This window comes from Glaciecola sp. 2405UD65-10 (assembly GCF_048820975.1).
In the GTDB taxonomy this organism is placed as follows: domain Bacteria; phylum Pseudomonadota; class Gammaproteobacteria; order Enterobacterales; family Alteromonadaceae; genus Glaciecola.
Genome location: NZ_JBMEUF010000004.1, coordinates 79,699 through 99,979, shown reverse-complemented (window position 1 = coordinate 99,979; position 20,281 = coordinate 79,699). Strand labels below are relative to the sequence as shown.

The window sequence follows — 20,281 nt, the reverse complement described above, 5'->3', positions numbered from 1 at the left end:
GTTTAGTGCAAACTGTTTGGAACCACAAGACTAAATACAGGAATAGGTATTTTGATTTCAGTATGAGTATTGTCTGAAAAATAATAGAAACCTTCCATCGTGCCCACGCTCGTCTTTAACATTGAGGCACTAGTATATGAAAAGGTTTCATTAGGTGCAATCATTGGTTGTTCGCCAACTACTCCATCGCCTTTGACTTCTACTTTTTCGCCATCACCATTTGTAATCAACCAATAACGGCTCATGAGCTGTAGAGCTTGCTCACTTACATTGTGAATATTAACCGTATAACTAAACACGAAAACATTTTCGTCTTGGCTTTGCTGCCTAATGCCAAGGTATTTACTTGTAACACTAATTTCAATCGCTTGTGACATCTTTGGGGTTCTCGTAAACGACATTGGCAAGCTTTGCAAACTGAGCAATAGTTAGCTTTTCTGCGCGAATTTCAGGGCTAATATCTAAGGCTACTATTTGTGACTCATCTAGTAGATTACGTAAACTATTACGAATGGTTTTACGGCGTTGGTTAAACGCCGTAGTCACTACGCTTTGCAGTGTATCAACGCTGTGTACATCTACAATTGGCTTTTGATGAGGAATTAATCTAACTACTGCTGAATCAACTTTCGGGGCAGGCTTAAATGCACTTGGTGGAACCATTACAACAGGCACTGCGCTACAATAATATTGGGCCATTACCGACAAGCGCCCATAAAGCTTATCTCCACTTGCTGCACATAGGCGCTTTACCACTTCATTTTGTAGCATAAAATGCATATCGGCAATATGTTTACAGTGTTCGAATAAATGGAACATCAATGGCGTCGATATATTATATGGGAGATTACCAAACACGCGAAGTTTTTCGCCAGAGTGAGGATTTGATGACGCGTCATCATTCACCAACTCAGAAAAATTAAATTTTAATGCATCTTGTTCAACTACGGTAAGTTTGTTGCGAATGAAAGGATGCTCACGCAATCGCTTAGCTAGGTCGCGGTCAAGTTCAACTACCGTTAGGTGATCAACTAATTCTGCCACCGGTTCAGTAAGTGCGCCTAAACCGGGCCCTATTTCAACAAGGTTTTGCCCATTTTTAGGCCCAATTGCACTTACAATTTTATCTATGATGTAATCATCATGTAAGAAGTTTTGCCCGAAACGTTTTCGCGCGGTATGACCTAAATGTTTATTGCTCACTGTTTTAACTTCGCAAGTTTAATGGCTTGATTAATAGCACGTTTCATACTACCCATATCGGCTTTACCTGTACCGGCTAAATCAGTCGCCGTTCCATGATCAACAGACGTTCTTATGAATGGTAAGCCCAAGGTTATATTAACGGAATTCCCAAAGCCTTTAAATTTAAGTACAGGTAAACCTTGGTCATGATACATAGCAAGTACTGCGTCTGCTTGCTCTAAATACTTGGGCTGGAAAATAGTATCGGCGGGAAGGGGACCCACTAAATTTAGCCCCTGCTCACGCAAGCTATCAAGAGTAGGGGTGATCACCAATATTTCTTCGTTTCCTAAATGCCCATCTTCGCCAGCATGAGGGTTCAAGCCGCACACGTAAATTGTTGGGTTTGGAATGCCAAATTTTTCTTGTAGATCAGAATGCATAATACGTATCACTTTTTCGATACGTTCTGGTGTTATGGCTTTACTCACATAAGCTAAGGGAATATGCGTAGTTGCTAAGCATACTCGCAGGCCGTCGGTGGCTAGCATCATAACCACATCAGCAGTGTTCGACTGCTGTGCGAAATACTCTGTATGGCCGCTAAAAGAAACACCGGCTTTGTTGATAATGCCTTTGTGTACTGGGCCGGTAACAACCGCATCAAATTGACCTAGCATATTACTCTCACATGCTAGGCGAAGCGTATCTACAACGTAATGACCGTTGTCACTATTTAATTCTCCAGCCACCACGGGTGATGCCACAGGAACATGGTTAACAATAATTTGTCCCGGCTTTTGAATATATTGCAAACCATCACTATAGGGAATAATCTCAATGTCCTTATTGAGCATGCTTGCACGCTCACTAAGAACATCGGCATCAGCGTATACAACAATTTGCGCGTCCCATTCATATTCACTTAACAATACAATTAAGTCAGGGCCAATTCCGGCGGGTTCGCCCGGCGTAATTGCTAATTTAATGATTGGATTTTCGCTCGTATTAGGCATTGCTGTCTAATACCTCTATGTAAGCCTGATTACGCATTTCACGAAGCCAAGTGTCGGTCTCTTCTTGGAATTTTCTGTTGAAAATAAGCTGATAAGCACGGTCTTCCTTACGCTTTTCTGTGGCGTCATCTATGCGGCGATCTAGCAGTTGAATTAAGTGCCAACCGTGAACAGTGCGAATAGGCATACTGTATTCATCTTTTTCAAGCTGAGCCAAAGCAGCTTTAAATTCTGGTACATAAATAGATGGGTCATTCCAACCTAAGACGCCACCTTTTAACGCGGAGCCTGGATCTTCTGAATGTTCCTTGGCAAGCTCTTCAAAGTCAGCTGTACCTTCTATCAAATCAGCTCTAAATTCCATAAGCATTTGTTCCGCTTTGGCATCGCTTAAAATAATTGAGGGTGAAATTAAGATATGACGAGCATTTACTTCTTCCACTTCTACAATTTCAACACCACGGGTGTCAGCAACTTTTAGTATGTGAAAACCCGCACCACTTCGAATAGGGCCCATCACTTCATCTTTCTTTTTACCTTGCACTACTTCAGCAAATAAAGTTGGCATTGAGTTAATATTCATCCAACCCATATCACCACCCTCTAAGGCTTTTGCGCCTGAAGATGCGCCAATCGCTAATTTTGCAAAATCAGAACCTTTGTTCAATAAGTCTAGTATCTTTTCAGAACGCTCGCGGGCTTCACTTATTTGTTCTTCAGTTGCATTGCTTGGAATATCAACCAATATATGGCTTAGACGATATTCAGCTTGCTCATCACCTTGTTGATTCATAAGGTTCATTAAGCTTTGAATCTCTTGTGGCGTAATATATACGCGGCGGCGAACGTTAGCGCGGCGCACTTCGCCGGAAATTAGCTCTTTGCGTACCTGTTCGCGATATACTTCAAAGGTTAACCCTTGTTTGCCTATTTCTTCACGCAAGGCTTGTACGCTGATGCCTTGGCCTTGCGCAATATTTGCAATAGTTTGTTCTAATTGTGGATCGCTTACTTGAATACCCATACGTTCAGCCATTTGCATTTGAAGGTTTTCCAAAATTAAACGTTCAATTGCTTGGCGACGTAATGCGGCTTCTGAAGGTAACGATTGCCCTTGCTGAACTGCGGTGGCTTTCACCCCATCAACTAATTCTTTAATTTCACTCTCTAATACAACGCCTTGGTCAACAATAACGGCAACTTTATCAAGCAAATCACGTGCTTGTACGAATGAACTTGAAACTACCAAGGCTGCACTAACAGCCAACATATATATTGTTTTTTTCATAACTACCTAATTAATTGGAACTAATTTATTACAAAGGGTTGACGGTAACCAAATAAACCTTCATCTAGCATATCAACCTTTTTGCGACTACTTCCCATACCTTTGAATACAAATTGTAGCGCAATTCCTGAATCGAACTCGTCTAAATCGCGTACACCATTATTATTAAATCGAGTCGCTAAGTTACGCTTAAGGGTTAAGCGTAGGGCCCAGCAGCAACTCTCATACTCCACGCCAAAAAAGCTTTCAATACTTCTTGAGCGTTCTAAATCTCGGTAATAACGTCCTACTACGTGCCAATTTTTTGCAACTGGCCAACTCGCGGAAACCCCCACTTGGTCTATCTTTTCATTTGATAGATCACGAATGTAGCGATGGTTTAGCTGAATGAGTTTGTTGTCATCTAAGCGATATTCTGTTGATAAACTACTACGTTCAATACGATTGGTTTGATCGCTTATTTGTATATCAGAGTGTAATAACCAATTTTGGTTCACTTGCCAGTCTAATTCTGCCGCTATTGCACTGCGATTACCGGCTCGTTGACTATCTATTAGCTGCGCATCATCAACATAAAAGATTTGTCCAATGCTCGCTACTAACAATTCATTATTGTTGTTATCAAGTAATCTTGAGGTAGCCCCAAGCGTTATTTGGTTGTTATCGTTTATTCTATCAAGGCCAGTGAACTCTTGTCCACGGAACAAATTACTAAAGTTGGTTAACAAAGGGGTAGAGTCGTACAAGCCAATATTAGATTGATCTTTAAAGCTCGTATATAAGTATTGAGCCTTGGGCTCAAAGGTTAACATATACTCTTTGCCCCATACGCTCTGGTCTTTTTCAAAAATTAAAGCGCCATATAAACGCGATTTTGTGATTGTTCTGTCCACATCTTCTTGCAAAGAGGTGGTTGCCAAGCTTATATTTTTTAAATCTTGTTGGTATCGGGTGTGCAGCACACTTACTTGGGCAAGCAACTCACCCCAAGCTCTTTGGTAGGGTAAGCTTATTGAAGGTTCTACGTGAAAACGTACTGCATTTGGTGAAGTTAATTCGTCAATTTCAAAGTAAGCTAATTCAGACTTAATACCAATATCAATCAGATCATTAAGCTGGGTTGTATACTGTAATTTGGCTTCTGGTAAAGCTCGGTAGTTTTCGTTTGTTAATCCAATTGTTGTGAAGTCACGCACAAACATTGAAAAGTCTAAATTATCAGAAGCATAGCTAAGGCCGAATTTTCGGTACAAATAAGTGTCAGCTTGGCTGTAATAATCAGAGCCTAAATCAATAATGTAATTTGCGTCACTCAAATCACTTATATCGGCTGAAACCGACCAATTTTTATTTAAATTGCCACGGTGGAATAAGCGATAAAAGTAGCGGTCATCTAAGTCGGTAGAGTCACTGTCATTAGGTAAATATTCAACTTGAACTTCACCTGTATGGTTGGCAAAAAGGTATCGGTATTCTGATTTAAGTTGTACGCCACGGTTTGTCATTATACGCGTAGAAATTGTCGCATCCATATTGGGTGCTATATTCCAATAAAAAGGTTGTTCGTATTCTAAACCTGTTGAAGAAGAGCTTCCGAACTCCGGAAATAAGAAGCCTGTTTGTCGCTCGGTGGTAATAGGAAACGCGAAATAAGGAAGATAGAAAACGGGAATGCCACCTAAATAAAACCGCGTGTTGTAGGCTTGACCGAAAGGAATGTTTTTCTCAATTGATATTTCTGAGGCCTGAATTTTCCAATCATCATTACCTAATGGACAAGTAGTAAAAGACACATCTTCTAAAATCACACCCTTTTCTTGCGAAATTGAGAGTAGGTCTGCACCGCCGCGTCCATCTATACCACTAATTTTGTAATCAGTTTCTTGCATTTGAAGCAGCTTCAAATTGCCGTTAAGCTCAACTGATTCGCTATTTACTTGCAGAAGTTCGTCGGTATATTGAACATCACCAGAGGCGGTTATTTCTTGCCCACCTTTTAATATGTCAGCGCTATCAGCGGTGATAATATTATTGGCACTGATAATCGACACATTGCCTTTAAATACCGCAAGTTTATCTTTCACCACCGATGCCGAATCTGATTGAACTTCTATGTTTCCATTTGCTACTTGGGGCTTTACAAAATTAAAGCTTTGCGGCTTGCACTGCACTGAAAAGTCAATATTTGAAGCTTCGCCTGCAATTGTTTTGTTGTTTGCTGGCTCAGTTTGTTTGTTTGAAGTGTTATTTTGCGCAAAAGCTTTGCTTGTAGTACAGCCAAAGATTAACAATATACACATCAAATTTGATACGGATGTTATCGGAGCCGCTATGTAAGCAGATTTTGAGGGTAAACAAACAAACTTTCGTAGCATTAAATACAGTACACCAAAACGTCTACCTTAAGCGGTAGGATAAAAGAAGATTAACCATAAGATTTTAAAGGTTTACTCACTAATTACCAACTAAAAAGCCGAAAAACTGTTAAAAAGTTGCAAAGCAGTAGTATAAATTCTTATTTTTTTCCAATTCGGCGCTTTTATAGCCTTGCAACAAGCTATACTATCAAGCACATGCAGAACAGAACTTATTCGTGTTTTGCTTATCTTACATACTTTTAGAAAACTTATTTAAGGGGCACAATGTACGGCAAAATTATTGGCGCAATCATTGGATTTACGCTACTTCGCATCCCCGGTGCTATTATTGGCGCTATAGTTGGCCACATGTTTGATGTTGGCTATGCAAAGGATTTTTCTCAAAAAGGAGGTTTCGCTCGATTTTTCTCCTCAAGTAGTAATATTCAAAGCCAAGCGGTTTTTTTTCATGCTTTGTTTTCCGCACTTGGACATATTTCAAAAGCGGATGGGAAAGTAACACCCGAAGAAATAGCGATTGCATCAAATTTAATGGACAGCATGCGCTTGCAAGGCGACATGCGAAAAGAGGCCCAGCAAGCATTCAGAGATGGTAAAGCAAAAGATTTTCCGCTAGACGCTATGCTCAAAGATTTTAAGCTGTATTCGCATAATCGCCGAGATGTTATGCAAATATTTCTAGAAATATTAATAAGTGCGGCATGTGCTGATGGCCGAATTACACCCTCTGAACTTAAGATACTCGAAACCGTAGCGGCATCATTAGGGTTTAGTCGTAATGATTTACATTTTCTTATTTCAAGCCACGAGGCAGAGCAGCGTTTCAGGCAAGGGGGTTCTCATTCCAGGCAGCAAGGGCAATCGCGACAACAGCAGTATCAGCAATATTCTGATCAGCATTCGCTTGCCGACGCGTATAAAATTTTAGGAGCCTCACAAAGCGATGATGACAAAACCATAAAAAGAGCATATAAGAAGCAAATGTCGCAGCATCATCCTGATAAGCTAAGTGCCAAAGGTTTACCCGAACAAGCCTTGGAAATGGCGAAAACAAAGACCCAAGACATTCAAGCAGCATACGAAATAATTAAGAAAAAACGCGGGTTTTAGTAAGTAATAACAAGAGAACAAGATCATTAATTCTGTTTTGAAAAATACGCAAATTGCACTTACGTCTAACAATCAACTTTTAATAGATGATTTTTTGAGCATGCTTTGGGTTGAAAAAGGTTTAAGCGAAAACACGATTAAAGCCTACAAAACAGATTTAACGGCTCTTGCCGTTTTTTTACAAAAACATTTTGAAGACTTAAGCTTAGCTGAGGCGCTTGAAATACATATTCAAACCTATCTTGCTATTAGACTTGATCAGAAACTGAGCCAGCGCTCTACGGCTAGGCTTCTAAGTTCTTGCCGTGCATTTTATATTTACTTAGTGCAAAACAAAGTAAGGCAAGACAATCCAATTAACCATATAAGCAACCCAAAGTTGCCACAGTACTTACCAAGTACACTAACTGAAAAGCAGGTTGATGCTTTATTAGAAGCTCCCGATGAAGACGACCCCATACAAATGCGCGATAAAGCCATGCTTGAACTTCTTTATGCCACTGGGGTTAGGGTGAGTGAATTGGTTAATTTGCAGATGCATCAAATAGGTATGCTACAAGGGGTAATTCGGGTAACGGGAAAAGGCGGCAAAGAGCGTTTGGTTCCAATGGGTGAGGCGGCCTTAGATTATTTAGAATTATATTTGAAAGCCGCTCGTCCACAATTGTTAAGTAAACCAACAAATACGGTGTTTCCTAGCAAGCGTGGTTCAACCATGACACGCCAAACATTTTGGCATCGTATCAAATTATATGCAAAACTCGCCGGAATTAAGGTGCCCTTGTCGCCTCATACATTGCGTCATGCGTTTGCTACTCATTTACTTAACCACGGCGCTGATTTACGCGTTGTGCAAATGTTGCTAGGCCATTCTGATTTGTCGACCACCCAAATTTATACTCATGTTGCTACACAAAGGCTGCAATCTTTGGTTAAGGAGCATCATCCTAGAGGCTAATGTGTTACCCTTTAGCCCTTAAATCTAACGCATGAGTTAGTGTTAACGTTGATGGTAAATATAATACCTTTATTAACCATTCGTATTTAATATTTGCTACGAATGAAGTAAATTAAGGTTTTTCTCGGTCTAGTCAATATAGATTTATTATTTTTGGAATATACAAGATGAAACGAAAGGTAAATTTCTTCAAAGCAACCGTCGCAATATTGCTTGTTTGCACAGGTTTAATATTAAGTGCGGTGAATGCGCAAGTGCTAGATAGCAGTAAAACGATTCCTAGTGACAAGCAAGCGCTAGTTAAAACCTTATCGGCTAAGCTTAGTTTGGCTATTAGTCATATAGAACCGTCTCCGGTTCCGGGATTATTGCAAATATTCACTGACCGCGGATTATTTTATGTAAGTGAAAATGGTGAGTTCTTTCTTCAAGCGCGCGTATACAATATTACAAACGGTATAGAAGATGAAACCGAACTAGCATTAAAGCAAATTCGCCTTGAAGGTGTTAAGCGCTTTGCTGATTCAGCAATAGAGTTTAAAGCAGAAAATGAAAAATATGTGATCAACGTTTTTACTGATACTACGTGTGGATATTGCCGCAAATTGCACAATGAAATGGACCAACTGAATGAACTAGGCATTACCGTTCGTTATTTAGCTTGGCCGCGCCAGGGTCTAAATAGCCCTGTTTACAGAGATACTGTTTCTATTTGGTGTGCCGACAATCCTCAAAAAGCATTAAGCGATGCTAAAGCAGGGCAATCCATTGCCAGCGCCAGTTGTGAGAATGAGGTTGCCGAGCAATATAAATTTGGTAAAGAAATAGGAGTAAACGGTACTCCAAACATCGTATTACCTGATGGCTCTGTTATTGGCGGATACAAGCCAGCCCAAGCCATTGCACTAGAACTAAAATCAATCAGCTGATCTTAATAGCCCTAACCACAAAGCGTAACTTGGGGTTAGGGCGTATATCGTTAAATGGGTAACAGGTAATTAGCGTAAGTGCCGGTATGTCCATTGGCGCGAGTATATGAGCGTCGAATTCATTTACAATCGCCGTTTCTACTACCTCATATTCAATCGTAATTCCGTTTTTTTCCAGCTTAATGTGTTCACCTGACTCTATGTGTTCTAAATGTGCAAAATGGGTATCACGGTGGCCTGCTATAACGCTATTACCAACACTACCGGGTATTGCACTGGAACTTAGATGAGCCGGTCCAAAAGCTAAATTGCGCCCGCTAGCGCCAGCCAACACGTAATCCGTTTTCCCTTTGATTGTAAGCTTAGCGCTTACGTGGGTATCAGCCCAAGGCCAAGGTTTTTTGGCTTGATTGTTTGCTGCTTGTTGATTGTATGCTCGTTCAATCAACAACTGTGAAATGACAGCCTTCGCCTGAATGTAACTTGCTTTAATTAGCAATATTGCCCCTAAAAACATAATTGCTAAGGCCCAACGGTTTTTATGTAGTAAGCGTGAAATTCTCATAGCGCGGCCCGCGTTTTGCGCATCATAAATATGCCCATGGTAAGTAAAAAGCTACCAATAAATGCCAATAGCCCTGATGAAGTGCTTGTTTGCGGTAGTCTTTGTAGCGCCATGGTTTTTAATTGCTGTGCATTTTTAGCTTTAGCGCTTAACTTTTCAGCGTACTCTTTGCTCGATTCATCAATTTGTTCAATCGCCACTAGGCTAGTATGCTCGCTAACTAAATTATGCTTAAGCGCCGTTTTAATTATTCCTGCTTTTATATTTTCTTTAAAAGCGCTGTAACCCTCACTGAAAGGTTGGCGCATGTGCAGTTGCTGATTCAAAGAATGTATTTTCATTCTAGCCCAATACTTATTAATACCTCTTTCGTTGGCGCTTTCAATATTGGGTAAGCTGTTTTTCCATATCCGTTTTTTATGTTGGCCGTTGGCCAGTAACGACATATGCTCGCCTTGCACTGTGAAAGGGACTGTATTATTAAGATGAGGCAAACTTATCGCCAATTTGCGCCGATAAGTTATGATTAAGGGCTCATCTGCATATATATCAGGCAATACACTTGGGAAAATTTCGAAGCCAAAGGCTTTATTTCCATCTTTCATATTAAGTTTGATATTCGTCAGAGCCGGACGTTTTAACTTTTTAAGCAAGGCCTGCATTTTATGCTCCACCTGTGATGTATCGCCAATAAACGTATAAGTTCCTAAGCCCACGCTGGCAGCTTCGGCCATAAAATAAGCATTTGGTGCGCTCCCTATGCCTACGGTAAATAGGCGATAGTCACCCAAGCCGGTATAAATACTTTGCATAAGTTCGCTTTCATTACTCACACTTCCATCTGTTACAAACACTATTTGATTCAAAGCGTCATTCACTGTAGCTTGCGAAAATACAGTATCAAAGGCCTCTTTCATTTCGGTACCGCCATCTGCTTCTACTTCAAATAACAATTGTAATGCTTCATCTTTAAAAGCTTGGCTCGCTTGTTCGCTTTTATGCCATAAAGAGTAAGTATTGGAACTGAAGGTCAGCAGGTTAAAGTAGTCAGTCTCATCAAGTTCGCTTATTGCTTTTGCAATCGCCATTTTAGCTTGGTTTAAAGGCTCGCCCATCATGGAGCCTGACACATCCAGTACAAATACAATATTTCTATCTACATTTATCTTTTCAAACTCAGGCGGAACTATACTAATTAAGCCGTACTGATAGTCATCATCGTTGTAAGTGAAATGAGAAGCTTGGATATTATGGCTTGGTTTAACTTGCCAATTAAGCACAAAATCCTTATTAACGGGTGTGCGCGTATCAAGTTGAATTTGGTACTCGGTTGAGTAAGGATTGTGCGTTGTAATAGGGTGATGCTCACTACTTATCGCACTAAGTGGCAAGCCGGTATTTAATGATACTTGAATATCAGTTTGGCTAAGTACAGAGCCTACGCTATTTTTGTGCTCTTTAATGTTTTTTAGGCTTTGTACTAAGCCTTTATGCGTATCTTGCTCAGAATTTACGGGAGTGTAACGCGGCGTAATACTTAAAGGTACGCGCAAAGAATATTGCTGATTGTTTTGCTCAATAAATTGTTGATATTCTATAGTAACGCTAATAGTTGAATGCGCAGGAATATTCGCAATATGATTGGTAAACATATTGGGGCGCAATTGTGATAATAAGGATGCACGTTTCCCTTGAGCTTTTGCCTTATCAAATGCTTTTTTAGCGAGTTGTTTTTCTTTAATTTCCCCCCTTATTGTGCGATCACCAATAGTCATTACTAAGCCATCAACCGCGGCATCGTGGGGAAGGGGGAATACGTACACGCCTGATACATCTTCGTTACTCGAATTAGCAAAAACTTGGGTCAGCTTCGTCCTTGCAATGGGGCCGGTGACCTCAATTTTAGCAGTGGTGCTTTTCAGGCTTGCTTGAGTAAATGTACGCGGTGTTTGTTCGCTATTAGTTCCCAATGCTTGGGTGTAAAAATAGAAGCTTCCATTTGTGGCGTTGTAAATATTTTGTACACTGGTAAATGTGTTTGCATCGCTATTTGAAAGGCTTTGGCCACTTTGTGAAGTAATGTGAATATCATTTTTTTCGCTATACTGCTCAGGCGTTTTGTGGCTATATAGAGCCGTTTGTGACATTACAATGCTTATAATACCGAAAGCGGCCAGTATCAAAATAGCACCTTGTTTTTTATTCATGGCAGTACCTTTTAACGCATTAATCATACGTGTGTAATTATAATTATGAGGGGCTTAAAGAAGGGCTTTGTAGCTAGGAATAACTTCAAAGTCCCCTTCGTTATTTATGTGTAGCTTGGTTACTCAAAGCCTACTTAATTAGCGGCACTTAAGTGCTTCGCCGAATTTAGTAAGGTGATGCTTACGCGGCGGTCAAAGAATAATTCTTCGCTAGGTTTTCTTAACCCAGCTGCCTGCGTTGCGTTAGGCGTTTGCGTGCTCTTGTGAGTAGTATTGATTACCGTTACTTCACCTGCTGCGCGTGTGTTAATTTGCGAGGGTTTAATTTTGTTTTTAAGTAAATAGGTTTTAACAGCGTCAGCACGTTTTAATGACAAGGAATGATTGTAAGCGGCATCGCCTCGTTCATCAGCAAAGCCCGTTAGATTGACCATTAGTTGCGGATAAGTCTTTAGCAATTTAGCCAAGCCATCAAGCTGTTCTAAGTATGTTTGTTCAATAGAAGACGAAGCTGTCTTAAATTGGATAGATGTTTCAAAATCTGAAAAATCGTTTAACCATGCATCGCTCTGCTGTTGATCAAACGCCACCAATTGCATCATTTGCTGGTGTTGTAACTCTTTGTAGTCAGACTCCAAAGTGGCTAAACGCACTTTTTCTTCGCGTAAACTATGGTTTAATTGACTTAAGGTTTGTTGGTTTTGCTGCAGTTCTTCATCGGTATTTATATCATCAGCAATCATTAAGCCGAATATACCACCAATAAATGCGCCTAAGGGCCCGCCTACGGTTGCACCAGCTAAGGCACCTGAACCAAAGCCAATCATTTCATTTTTCTTTTCTTGACTAACACTTGAGTCATGCTCTTTTGCGATAACTTGAGAAGAGGCAAATGCTGATTGTGAAATAGCCAAGTTAAGTCCAATAGTAATAGTGCTAAGTAACATTAGTTTTTTCATCATATTCTCCAATATAGGTAAAGTTGTATTGCTCTTGTTGGGTTGATGAACATTAAACACTTATATTTAGGCTATTTAGGGGAGTGAAAATGGCAATCTTGAGGTCAATTGTGGCGAAAAAATGGAAATTGACGTAGAAGGGTTTTGATTTCCCTTAATTTAGCTGATACTGGCATCTCCTTTTATAAGGTATTTATTTCAGCAAGCATTTAGGCAAAAGGTATATGCAAAAAAACATAGCGTTAATAGAAGATGAGCAGGCTCTGCGAGAAAACTATGTTGCCGCGCTAAGCAAGCAAGGTTACAAGGTATCAGCCTTTGCTGATCGTCAAACAGCGCAAGCGGCTTTTAAATTAAATTTGCCTGATCTTGCCATTATTGACATAGGCTTAGGTAACGATATAGACGGTGGCTTTACTTTGTGTCAGTTACTAAGAGCGCAATCTGCTACATTGCCTATTATATTCTTTACTGCGCGTGATAATGATTTTGATACTATTTGCGGGTTACGCATGGGCGCAGATGATTACTTAACAAAAGATATTAGCTTGCCACATTTACTTGCGCGTATAGCGGCATTGTTTAGGCGAAACGAGTTATTAAACCTACCCCAACAAGCTAAAGATTTAGTATCTATAGGCGAATTACTCATGGATACAGATAGAATGAGTGTAAGTTGGCAAGGTAATTCGCTTGATTTAACGGTTACTGAGTTTTGGATGTTGCATGCAATTGCAAAGTATTCAGGCCACGTAAAAAGCCGCCAGCAGCTAATGGATGAATCAAAAATGGTAGTTGATGACACAACTATTACCTCTCATATTAAGCGAATACGCAAAAAATTTGTGCAATTGGATGCGCACTTTGACTGCATAGAAACCGTATATGGCATGGGATATAGGTGGAAAGTCAAAGAATGAAACCTCTTCGTATTGGCCTGCGTGCAAAATTGGTGTTCTTTGCATCGTTCCTATTTTTTATTCCTTACTTGAGTTACCAATATGTATGGCAACTTGAGAGTTATTTACGAATAGGACAAGAGCAAACCCTTGTGGGTACGGCACGCGCCGTAGCAACGGCCCTGCACGAACGGCCTAAATTATTTGATAAACAATCTGCTTTTTTGTCAAATATTCGACCTGGCACTGATTTATACGCACACAATATTGCCTACCCCATTAAATTAGATGGTGAGCTTTCTGATTGGCAAGACTACAGCGACAAAATGCTCAGTTATGGAAGTGCTAATTTACTTGAACAAAGTGCTGTTTACGAGCCGGCCAGCTTAAGTTTCAAGCACATGGTTGGGCGCTATGACAAATATCTATATGCCATGTTTGAAGTAACAGACAACAAGCTTGTTTGGCGTAACAAAAACGCACTACGCGTTGACAAAAATGACTTTGTTCAAATTGCCTTAATTAATGCCGAAGGTGAATTTGAGCGTTATGTCATTTCGCCTTATCGAGCAGGTTGGGTAAATGCCTATAAGCTTGATATGAATGCAGAGAATATTAAAGCGCTTGATCTAGAAACCAGAATTCAAGGACAATGGGAAGTAAGTGATAAAGGTTATAATATTGAATTACGCTTCCCCTTAAACATGCTCTCAAGCAAAATTGCGTTTGCCTTATCCGATGTTGATGACGCAAACGTGCGTCAAGTTAATTATGTAATGGGCACAGCTAATCCGAGCCAATCTGACTCTTTAGGCACTGTATTATTGCCCTCTCCAGAAATCGAAAATATATTAAAAGGCTTGCAATATTCAAGTGCCAGAGTATGGGTGGTGGATAAGCATATGCGCGTGCTTGCACGTTCTGGAGATATTCAACAAGCTGATGGCTTAGCAAGCGGCAAAAGTAACAATGATTATGAAGAGTCTCAGGCGCTATCGGAGCCCTTGAAAATGTGGGAGCTGCTAGAAGAGCGCGTATTATTGCCACTGTATTATAAAATATTAACAAAACCGCCTGCTGATTTTATAGATGACTTAGCAGATGCATTCGCGCTTGAGGGCAGTGACATTGCCCAAGCGCTTGATGGAAGTCCATCAACCCTTTGGCGCTTGAGCCCTGATAACAAAGCCGTAATATTATCAGCTGCTCATCCTATATTTATCAATGACGAAGTAATGGGCGCGGTCGTGGTTGAGCAAACTACTCACGGCATTAGAAGTTTACGCAATGCCGCCCTTGAAAAACAATTTCACTTTATTATTGCCATAATTATATTAGCCACTTTGTCTTTATTTTTGTTTGCTTCGCGTATTTCGAGCCGAATTCGGTCTTTACGAGATGAAACGGAATCAGCGATTGACGTGAATGGAAAGATCATTGGGGAGTTACAGCCCTCAAAAACTACAGATGAAATTGGCGACTTATCGCGCTCTTTCCATCAAGTTCTCAACAAACTTTCGCAATATAATGCATATTTAGAGCAAATGGCATCTCGCTTATCACACGAATTACGTACCCCTGTTGCGGTGGTAAACTCATCACTAGATAACTTAGAAATGAGTACCAACAAGGAAGACCAACAAACCTATATTGCTAGAGCCAAAGAAGGTATTTCACGTTTGAGTAAAATACTCAATAGTATGAGTGAAGCCACGCGGCTTGAGCACGCAATCAACAAAGGAGAGTTAGAAACGTTTGATCTTGTTAAGCTGCTTGAGGGATGTATACAGGGATATCAAATGACATATTCTGACGCTAAGCTGAATTTAGATATAGAAATAAGTGAAAAAATGCAGGCCGCGCTGGTAAAACGTCCCATACAGGGCTCACCTGATTTGTTTGCCCAGATGCTTGATAAAATTGTATCAAACGCGGTTGAGTTTCAAAAAAAGGGCACACAAATAAACGTGCGCTTATTCGAGAAAAATACACAACTTGCACTTAGTGTGACTAACTTAGGGCCCGTGTTACCCGAAAACATGCAAGATCAACTTCTAAACTCTATGATTTCGGTCAGAAAGTCCACAAGCTCAGAACAGTCTCATCTTGGATTAGGCTTGTTTATTGCCAATATGATTGCAAGTTACCATGGTGCTCGCTTAAGCATTGAAAACTTACCCGACCATAGCGGTGTAACTGTTTTACTTATTTTCAATGGGCATTAAACCGCACCGGGCTAAAATGAGTATCAAATTAAACACTTGCTAGTAAAATAACTCAGTAAATTATAAGCTTATTCTAGCACCAGAGCGCTTGAGTCAATTAGGTAGCTTTTCATTTTTTATAGGAAGAATTTATGCTCAACCCGATCACAATAGCGCTATTGCTGTTAAATGTTTTATTTGGAGCACTTGCTTTATTTGGCGTGAGTGCTGCATTATTTACGTTATTTATCAGCTTTCCTTTGCTGCTTTTAGCAGTCTACGACACTTACCAGGGTAAGCATGCCATTATGCGAAACTTCCCGGTAATAGGCAGGTTCAGATGGTTCATGGAATCTATTCGCCCTTTTATTCAGCAATATTTAATTGAGTCAGACACCGGTGGCGCTCCCATTTCAAGAATGTTTCGAACAATTGTGTATCAACGCGCTAAGAATAGTCGAGATACAGTTCCCTTTGGTACTCAGGTAGATACATACAAAACGGGCTATGAATGGATTGGTCATAGTATTGGAGCGCTAAGTGTAGCCGATGTTAATTGCCAGCCTAGAGTGACTATTGGCTCAAAAGATTGCTTACAACCCTATTCAGCAAGTATTTTAAATATATCAGCTATGAGCTTTGGCTCCTTAAGTAAACCTGCATTACAAGCACTTAATAAAGGCGCTAAAGAGGGTGGGTTTTATCACAATACTGGCGAAGGCGGCGTAAGTCCTTATCATTTAGAGCATGGTGGGGATGTGGTATGGCAAATTGGAACGGGCTACTTCGGCTGTAGAACAAAAGAAGGTAACTTTGATCCGAATAAGTTTGCTGAACAGGCCGTTCACCCAGCAATTAAAATGATCGAAATTAAATTATCACAAGGCGCTAAGCCTGGTCATGGTGGTATTTTACCGGCTACGAAAAATACTCCCGAAATTGCCAAGATACGAGGGGTTGAACCGCATACACAAGTAGACTCTCCCCCAGGTCATTCTGCATTTTCATCGCCACTTGAACTTGTTCTATTTATTAAGACATTGCGTGAATTAAGTGGCGGTAAACCAATTGGTTTTAAACTATCGGTTGGCCGTAAAAGTGAATTTATGGCTATATGTAAGGCAATGGTGTCCTTGAATATCACACCTGATTTTATTACCGTTGACGGCGGTGAAGGCGGGACTGGCGCAGCACCTTTAGAGTATTCAAACTCTATTGGCTCCCCCTTAAGAGAAGCCTTGGCCCTAGTAGATGATTGCCTCACCGGTTTTGGTTTACGTGACGAAGTAAAAGTAATCGCAAGTGGTAAAATTATTTCGGGTTTTCATTTAGTGAAAAATTTAGCCCTTGGCGCAGATATATGTAACAGCGCTAGGGGCATGATGATGGCACTTGGGTGCGTGCAGTCCTTGAGTTGTAATACTAATCATTGTCCAACAGGAGTGGCCACTCAAGACCCGGCTTTATCGAGAGGTTTAGTTGTTACAGACAAAGCGCAACGTGTGTATCAATTCCAGCGCAAAACCGTACATGCGGCAGTTGATATTTTATCATCAGCGGGCATTACCCACCCATATGAAGTGAATAGAACGCATATTTTCAGGCGCGTAAACCAACAAGAGGTTAAACGTTACGATCAAATATTTCCGTTGCTTGAAAAGGGAGCATTTTTTAAAGACGAAATCCCTGAACAATACAAGCTTGATTATAACGAATCATCGGAAAAAACATTTATGCCGGTGGAGAATCTTTCTGAAATAAATGAGCAGTTACAATCGGTAAGCTAAAGCCCACAGTAAGGCGTTCTATTGTAAACATGTGTAAAATAGGCTCGGCGCTAGGGAATAAATACTTAGTACCAAGGTACAGGGCTTTCATATAGAATATGGCCTTTATTTCATATGTAGTGGTGTGTAGTGTTAATTCAGCGACGTAAGCCTTGCTCTTCTGAGGCAATAACTCAAGATTCTCATCCTTTGCTGGACAAAATTTTGCGCCAGCGGGGCATCAGCGATGCCAGTGAGCTTTCTACCCAAGCACAAGATTTACTGCACTATAAACACCTGAAAGGCATTGATGCAGCATCGTCTTTATTAGCGGATGCCGTTGAAGCAGAGCAAAAGATCTGCATTGTTGGCGATTTCGACGCTGACGGTGCCACCAGTACTGCGCTTTGTATATTAGCCTTAGCGGAAATGGGCTATAGCAATGTATTTTATATTGTCCCCAATCGTTTTGATTATGGTTATGGCTTAACCTCGCCGGTGGTTGATTTAGCACATCAAGATGGCGCTGAGGTAATCATTACCGTCGACAATGGCATAAGTAGCATTGAAGGGGTGAAACACGCAAATTCTTTGGGCCTAAAAGTGATAGTGACGGATCATCATTTACCAGCTGAAGAAGTGCCTGACGCGCAAGCCATTGTTAACCCAAATCAATTTGGCTGCCAGTTTCCGTCAAAGCATATTGCCGGTGTTGGCGTCGCTTTTTATGTTATGTCTGCACTTAAAAATGAATTACAAAACAGAGGCTACTTCGTTAAAAAGCAGCTAAAAGCGCCGAATATGGCCAACTTTCTAGATATTGTAGCCATTGGTACAGTGGCCGATGTGGTTACTTTAGATAAAAATAACCGGATTTTAGTGCACCAAGGGATTGCTAGAATACGGGCAGGAAAAACCCGCGCCGGCGTACTTGCCATACTTAACATTGCCAATCGAGATTACAGAAAGCTTTGTACAAGTGATATTGGTTTTGTGATAGGCCCTCGCCTAAATGCCGCTGGGCGCTTAGAAGATATGTCGTATGGCATTGAATGTTTAATGTGTACTAATGCTTCTGCTGCCGCGCAATATGCCGCTGACTTAGATGCGCTTAATCAATCAAGGCGCGAAATAGAACAAAGCATGCGCGATGATGCTGAAGCGGCTTTAAAGCAAATTCAGGTAGATAAACATAATATGCCTGCATCTTTGGTGTTATATCGCGAAGATTTTCACCAAGGAGTTGTGGGTATTGTAGCGGGGCGTTTGAAAGAAGCTTATTACCGCCCAACCATTGTATTTGCAAATGAAGATGAACACTTTATTAAAGGCAGCGCTCGCTCTATAGACGGTATTCATATTCGCGATATGCTTGCAAGGATTGACGCATTACAGCCTAATTTAATTAAAAAATTTGGTGGCCATGCTATGGCTGCCGGATTGTCTATTGCAAAGCATGACCTGCCTCAGTTTCAAACCTTGTTGAATCAAGTTGTAAGTGAGGCATCACAAGGGCTCCCGAATGAAGCCATTATTTATTCAGACGGCGAACTACTTAGCGAACAAATTAATTTGGAGTTAGCTTCTACCTTAAAGTTTGCCTTACCTTGGGGGCAGAAATTTGAAGAGCCACAGTTTGACGGAGAATTTGAAATAGTTAATCAACGCATTGTGGGGCAAAAGCATTTAAAATTAACGGTCGCAAGTAATAAACAGTATTTTGATGCCATTGCCTTTAATGTTGACGTAAAAAGCTGGCCCAATAACTCGGCTAAGCGAATTCGCCTTGCTTACAAGCTTGATATAAATGAGTTTAGAGGGCAAACCAGCGTGCAGTTAATGGTCAATAGTATTGAGCTGGTTGAATAGTGGCAAAGTCTGAACGCTTCCACGCTTATGTTTTACATAAACGGCCTTATAGAGAAACCAGTATGCTGGTTGATTTTTTCACCTTAGAGCAGGGCCGCATGAGCGCAGTCGCCAAAGGGGCACGTGGTAATGTTAAATCTGATCGTAAAAGTTTGCTACAAGGCTTTCAAAAAAGCGAGTTAGATTTAAGTGGCCGCAGCAATTTAAAGAACTTAGGTAAAATTGAGGCAAGCGGTGTCGCTTTCAGCTTGAATGAGAAAGCCCTTTATTGCGGCTTTTACCTAAACGAAATTCTAAGCCGAGCACTCCCTGACGGCGAACCTTTCGAAGATTTATTCGCAAATTATGAACACACGCTTTTGCAGCTATCTTCAGTGAAAAGTAATGAACTTCGTAGTTTAGAGCCAATTTTGCGTGAATTTGAGTTGTCTTTATTGCATACCATGGGCTATTTGCCTGACTTTGAACATGATTGCGAAAGCGAGAAACCGATTCAAGCTGACTATGCTTATTATTTTGATGCCGCCTCTGGCTTTGTGCAAACACACCCAGCTAACAAATTAGCTATTATGGGAATAGATATTCTTGAAATGACAAAAGGGGAATATTTTGATGATGACAAACAAAGTGTAAGAAGGGCCGCAAAAATTGTGTGCAGAGCAGCCCTTCGCCACTTAATAGGTGACAAACCCATTAAAAGCCGTGAATTGTTTTTACTTACCTAAGGCTTTTTCTGCGAAATAAGCGATCTAAGTACTTTGCGCTATTGCGCATTATTTTCATGCATTTGCGTAGCCATACTTTAGCAAGCGGGTATTCATAGCTGAGTATAAAAAGCCCTGGAATAATAAGTAGTAAAGATGGGCCAGGCAGCAATATGAATACTAAACCGATTAATACAAACAATCCGCCTACTATGCTAATAGCTAATTTTCTCAAACCTTTCAT

Annotated in this window: 17 protein-coding genes; 8 read left to right on the top strand and 9 right to left on the bottom strand. The window is 40.6% G+C overall.

Going from position 1 to position 20,281, the window contains the following annotated elements; translation table 11 throughout:
- Window positions 1-2: 2 nt before the first annotated feature.
- From apaG to ACOI22_RS17185, 5 genes are read right to left on the bottom strand one after another with little or no spacing between them, the layout of a single operon-like run.
- Window positions 3-377 (bottom strand): Co2+/Mg2+ efflux protein ApaG, encoded by a 375-nt coding sequence (gene apaG, locus ACOI22_RS17205; RefSeq protein ID WP_420673378.1) that lies wholly within the window; start codon window positions 375-377, stop codon window positions 3-5.
- Window positions 361-1,203 carry a 16S rRNA (adenine(1518)-N(6)/adenine(1519)-N(6))-dimethyltransferase RsmA gene (gene rsmA, locus ACOI22_RS17200; protein WP_420673377.1) on the bottom strand — a complete coding sequence of 281 codons (843 nt, stop codon included), beginning with the start codon at window positions 1,201-1,203 and terminating at the stop codon, window positions 361-363. The genes apaG and rsmA overlap by 17 nt, the downstream gene beginning before the upstream one ends.
- Window positions 1,200-2,201: a 4-hydroxythreonine-4-phosphate dehydrogenase PdxA gene (gene pdxA, locus ACOI22_RS17195; protein ID WP_420673376.1), complete on the bottom strand. Its 1,002-nt coding sequence runs from the start codon at window positions 2,199-2,201 to the stop codon at window positions 1,200-1,202. The genes rsmA and pdxA overlap by 4 nt, the downstream gene beginning before the upstream one ends.
- Window positions 2,194-3,489, bottom strand: a complete 1,296-nt coding sequence (gene surA, locus ACOI22_RS17190) for a peptidylprolyl isomerase SurA (protein WP_420673375.1) — start codon at window positions 3,487-3,489, stop codon at window positions 2,194-2,196. Before surA ends, pdxA begins: the two co-directional genes overlap by 8 nt.
- 20 nt (window positions 3,490-3,509) lie before the next feature.
- Complete coding sequence (locus ACOI22_RS17185) at window positions 3,510-5,864, bottom strand: LPS-assembly protein LptD (RefSeq protein ID WP_420673374.1); 2,355 nt, start codon at window positions 5,862-5,864, stop codon at window positions 3,510-3,512.
- 267 nt (window positions 5,865-6,131) lie between these two features.
- Between ACOI22_RS17185 and djlA the strand changes: the two genes are divergently transcribed.
- The 3 genes from djlA to dsbC all read left to right on the top strand — a co-directional run bounded on the left by djlA (window position 6,132) and on the right by dsbC (window position 8,864).
- Window positions 6,132-6,977, top strand: a complete 846-nt coding sequence (gene djlA / locus ACOI22_RS17180) for a co-chaperone DjlA (RefSeq protein ID WP_420673373.1) — start codon at window positions 6,132-6,134, stop codon at window positions 6,975-6,977.
- A gap of 100 nt (window positions 6,978-7,077) precedes the next feature.
- The gene (xerD, locus tag ACOI22_RS17175; RefSeq protein ID WP_420673401.1) at window positions 7,078-7,935 is read left to right on the top strand and encodes a site-specific tyrosine recombinase XerD; all 858 of its coding nucleotides are present in this window, start codon (window positions 7,078-7,080) and stop codon (window positions 7,933-7,935) included.
- A 167-nt stretch (window positions 7,936-8,102) separates the two neighbouring features.
- Window positions 8,103-8,864: a bifunctional protein-disulfide isomerase/oxidoreductase DsbC gene (gene dsbC / locus ACOI22_RS17170; RefSeq protein WP_420673372.1), complete on the top strand. Its 762-nt coding sequence runs from the start codon at window positions 8,103-8,105 to the stop codon at window positions 8,862-8,864.
- On the opposite strand, the gene ACOI22_RS17165 is transcribed toward dsbC, so the two are convergent.
- The 3 genes from ACOI22_RS17165 to pdsO form a co-directional block, all read right to left on the bottom strand.
- Window positions 8,857-9,429: a class GN sortase gene (locus tag ACOI22_RS17165; RefSeq protein WP_420673371.1), complete on the bottom strand. Its 573-nt coding sequence runs from the start codon at window positions 9,427-9,429 to the stop codon at window positions 8,857-8,859. The two genes, dsbC and ACOI22_RS17165, sit on opposite strands and share 8 nt — an antisense overlap.
- On the bottom strand, window positions 9,426-11,636 hold the full coding sequence (locus tag ACOI22_RS17160) for a marine proteobacterial sortase target protein (protein WP_420673370.1): 2,211 nt from the start codon (window positions 11,634-11,636) through the stop codon (window positions 9,426-9,428). The genes ACOI22_RS17165 and ACOI22_RS17160 overlap by 4 nt, the downstream gene beginning before the upstream one ends.
- Before the next feature lie 134 nt (window positions 11,637-11,770).
- The gene (pdsO, locus tag ACOI22_RS17155; protein WP_420673369.1) at window positions 11,771-12,598 is read right to left on the bottom strand and encodes a sortase-associated OmpA-like protein PdsO; all 828 of its coding nucleotides are present in this window, start codon (window positions 12,596-12,598) and stop codon (window positions 11,771-11,773) included.
- Between the two features lie 221 nt (window positions 12,599-12,819).
- Here pdsO and pdsR point away from each other — a divergent pair, with 221 nt between their 5' ends.
- From pdsR to recO, 5 genes are all read left to right on the top strand, one after another.
- Entirely contained in the window at window positions 12,820-13,515 is a 696-nt protein-coding gene (gene pdsR / locus ACOI22_RS17150; RefSeq protein ID WP_420673368.1) for a proteobacterial dedicated sortase system response regulator, read from the top strand.
- Window positions 13,512-15,719 carry a proteobacterial dedicated sortase system histidine kinase gene (gene pdsS, locus ACOI22_RS17145; protein ID WP_420673367.1) on the top strand — a complete coding sequence of 736 codons (2,208 nt, stop codon included), beginning with the start codon at window positions 13,512-13,514 and terminating at the stop codon, window positions 15,717-15,719. The genes pdsR and pdsS overlap by 4 nt, the downstream gene beginning before the upstream one ends.
- A gap of 131 nt (window positions 15,720-15,850) precedes the next feature.
- Window positions 15,851-17,485 carry an FMN-binding glutamate synthase family protein gene (locus ACOI22_RS17140; RefSeq protein WP_420673366.1) on the top strand — a complete coding sequence of 545 codons (1,635 nt, stop codon included), beginning with the start codon at window positions 15,851-15,853 and terminating at the stop codon, window positions 17,483-17,485.
- 129 nt (window positions 17,486-17,614) lie between these two features.
- Window positions 17,615-19,333: a single-stranded-DNA-specific exonuclease RecJ gene (gene recJ, locus ACOI22_RS17135; RefSeq protein ID WP_420673365.1), complete on the top strand. Its 1,719-nt coding sequence runs from the start codon at window positions 17,615-17,617 to the stop codon at window positions 19,331-19,333.
- Window positions 19,333-20,058, top strand: a complete 726-nt coding sequence (gene recO / locus ACOI22_RS17130; protein ID WP_420673364.1) for a DNA repair protein RecO — start codon at window positions 19,333-19,335, stop codon at window positions 20,056-20,058. The genes recJ and recO overlap by 1 nt, the downstream gene beginning before the upstream one ends.
- Here the strand turns inward: recO and ACOI22_RS17125 are convergent.
- A complete protein-coding gene (locus ACOI22_RS17125) occupies window positions 20,051-20,281 on the bottom strand; it encodes a PGPGW domain-containing protein (protein WP_420673363.1) in 231 nt (76 codons plus the stop codon). The two genes, recO and ACOI22_RS17125, sit on opposite strands and share 8 nt — an antisense overlap.